The organism is Candidatus Culexarchaeum yellowstonense (assembly GCF_024707025.1).
In the GTDB taxonomy this organism is placed as follows: domain Archaea; phylum Thermoproteota; class Methanomethylicia; order Culexarchaeales; family Culexarchaeaceae; genus Culexarchaeum.
The window spans coordinates 1-2,817 of sequence record NZ_JANGFQ010000190.1 but is presented as its reverse complement, the minus strand read 5'-3'; the positions used below and the strand labels follow the sequence as shown (position 1 = coordinate 2,817).

Sequence of the window (2,817 nt, the reverse complement as noted above, 5' to 3'; positions counted from 1 at the left end):
GCTAGATATGTTGGGGCTTCAACAAATACTATGTCTCCAGGGTTGAGTAGAATTCTAGCCCATAGATCCAATCCTTGCTGGCTTCCAGTCAGTATTACTAGTTCCTCTACCCCCTTAACTTTTATGCCATTTTTATTCATGAACTTCATGACTTCCTCTAGTAATACATTGTTCCCCCTTGTTGGGCCATATATGAGTGCTTCCTCACCATACTCCAATATAATCCTTCTCGCAATTTCTGCAAGTTCTTCTTTTGGTATGTTTTTTGGGTCTGGAATTCCCCCTCCAAAGCTAATTATATCCTTTTGTGTAGCCCATTTTAGTAGCCTTCTTATTTCTGATGGTTTTAGGTATCCGGATGTTTTTGAGAATAGTTTTTCATACTTCACCCTATACCACCATATGTATATTTCAATGCCCTCTATAATGCTCAATGTTTATAAAGGTTTTTACTTTGCACTTCTATGGCATCATGTTTTTATGGTGGGTTAATGTCTAAATTTAATTGTATGATGGCTAGGGATGTTTTGAAGTATTATTCGGATGGGAGAGTTGTAGGTGAGATTCTGGATTATTGTAGGATGCGTTGGGTTGCTGCTGAAGCTAAGAGTTCTGGTGATAAGCGCATATTCTTTAGATACTGGAGTAGGGATGGTCCACCACTATCCTTTAAGGATGAAGCTTCATTTAAACGATTCCTTGAGAGGCATGTGTGGATTAATGTGAGAAGCTTCTATGGTTCAATAAACATTTACAGCACCCTCGATAAGCGTGATGATTTGGAGGATTTGGATAATATTGTTGGATGTACACCCATATGGGATGTTGATGGTTCGCTTAGTAATGTTAAGTTGACGTTGGATGTGGCAAGGATTATTGTTAGCTTCCTTGAAAGTAAGGGGATATGTAAATCAATTTACTTGAAATGGTCTGGTAGAGGGTTGCATATACATTTACATGAAAATTCAATTTCAAAGGATGTTTTAAGTAAAGTTCATCCACTTGATGTCGCTTACGCCATCGTTGAGTATACCATAAATAAGTGTTGGGATAAGATTAGGGATGTGGTTTCAAAAGCCTCTAATCTTGATAGGGAGTTTAAGGTTGAGAATAAGATTGATATTCAGAGGGTTTTCACAGCTCCATTATCCCTCCATAGAGAGCATGATGTGGTTGCCGTATGCTTTAAGCCTAATGAAATAGATTCCTTTGATATATCTTGGACTAACCCCTCATCATTTAAGCATAATACAGATTGGAGAGTTTATGTTGATGGTGAAGCTGATGGATTGGCTTTAGAAGCCTACAGGGAGGTTGGTGGATATATTCCGAAGATGGGTTTAAAATCTAAATCTTCAAAGCCCACAAGGAGCCTTTTATCCATGGCGATAAGCATACCCACAATTAGTGGGAATATTGGTAGATTTCAAACCATGGCTTTACTTCAAGCTGCAAGATACTATGTTTTGAGGGGGGATATGGATAAAGCCAAATCTTTTGGTCTAAATAGAGCCATATTCTATGCTTGGGCAAAGTACTATAAGCCTAAATATGGATTCTCGCAAAAGAGACTTGAAGGTTTGGGGGCTATGAAGGAGAAGTATAGTTTCGATAGTCTGGGGGATGAGAAGGTTCCAATTTCAAGTAGTGGATACTACATTATAGGGGATATTGTTCAAACTCCAGATAGCTTTGATAGGGAAATTGCAAGTAAGATAAGTTCAGTGGTGCCATTCAACATAGCTTGGGAGGCGGCTGTAGATTATGTTAAGAGATTTTCTAAGGAGACTTTGGAGAGTCAACAGGAATTTTATAAGAGGGTTTATGAGCCTGTGAGGGATAATTTTGTAAAGATAATTCAAGAGTATATGGCTTTCAAGAAGTTTATGGAGGATAAAAAGTGATTGGGTTAAGCTTTAATCCTATACTCAATATTTAGCCCTGCAACCTTATCTTTATTCCTCTCCATCCAGCTCTTCACATAACTGCATTCAACAATAACCCTCTTACCCCTACCCTTAACATAGTTGACTGCTACATCAACTATTTTTGAAGCCAATCCTAAACCCCTATACTCAGGAGGTGTATAAGTGCTCACCATTCTAATTTCATCCTCAGTTTCTTCAATTCTATGATAGGCTCTAACCCCCTCCTCCAATTCTATGTAGAATATTTTCCCATCAAATTTGACTTCACCCATGCTCTTCTTTAATGCTTGAACATATTTTGATGCTGATATAGCTGCCATGCATCCATCTCCACTTGCAATAGCTACTTGCATCCCCCTGCCAGTCACATCTCCAGCTGCATATACACCTCTAACATTGGTTTCTTGATTCAAGTTCACAGCTATATATCCTTGATCATTCAATTTTATTCCAGCAGCCCTATATATCTCAGTTTTAGGTTCATCTCTACCAACAATGAAAATTCCAGCACATTTAATTTCAAAACTTTCACCATCCCTCAAAATCTTAATGGATATACCATTCTCAACGTCACTTAATTCTTCCACCCTCCCCCTCAACAACTCGATATTATTGTGCTTTGAAGCTTCCTCAATTATCTTTTCATCTAAATTTTCGGTTATCACATATAATTTTTCAGCATAATTGGATAGGAGCTCCATTTCATTTAACAATTCTTCACCTCTACCAGTTAGAGCTATTGTTTTACCCTTGTATAGTGGGCCGTCGCATGTGGCGCAGTAGCTTACCCCTCTACCTATTAGATTGCCCTCCCCCTTAATTGTGGTTCCACCCCTCTCTCTGCCAGTGGCTATTATCAATGCATACCCCCTATACTCTCCACCCCTAC

The 2,817-nt window shown here is 38.7% G+C and carries 3 protein-coding genes; 1 reads left to right on the top strand and 2 read right to left on the bottom strand.

Annotated elements, in window-relative coordinates:
* The coding region (locus MRT15_RS10895; protein WP_304330211.1) for an aminotransferase class I/II-fold pyridoxal phosphate-dependent enzyme at positions 1 to 389 on the bottom strand (389 nt) is incomplete at its 3' end.
* A 102-nt stretch (positions 390 to 491) separates the two neighbouring features.
* Here MRT15_RS10895 and MRT15_RS10890 point away from each other — a divergent pair.
* Positions 492 to 1,904: a hypothetical protein gene (locus MRT15_RS10890; RefSeq protein ID WP_304330210.1), complete on the top strand. Its 1,413-nt coding sequence runs from the start codon at positions 492 to 494 to the stop codon at positions 1,902 to 1,904.
* Positions 1,905 to 1,909: 5 nt separating this feature from the next.
* Here the strand turns inward: MRT15_RS10890 and MRT15_RS10885 are convergent.
* Positions 1,910 to 2,817 (bottom strand): FAD-dependent oxidoreductase (locus tag MRT15_RS10885; protein WP_304330209.1); only part of this gene is annotated, 908 nt, incomplete at its 5' end.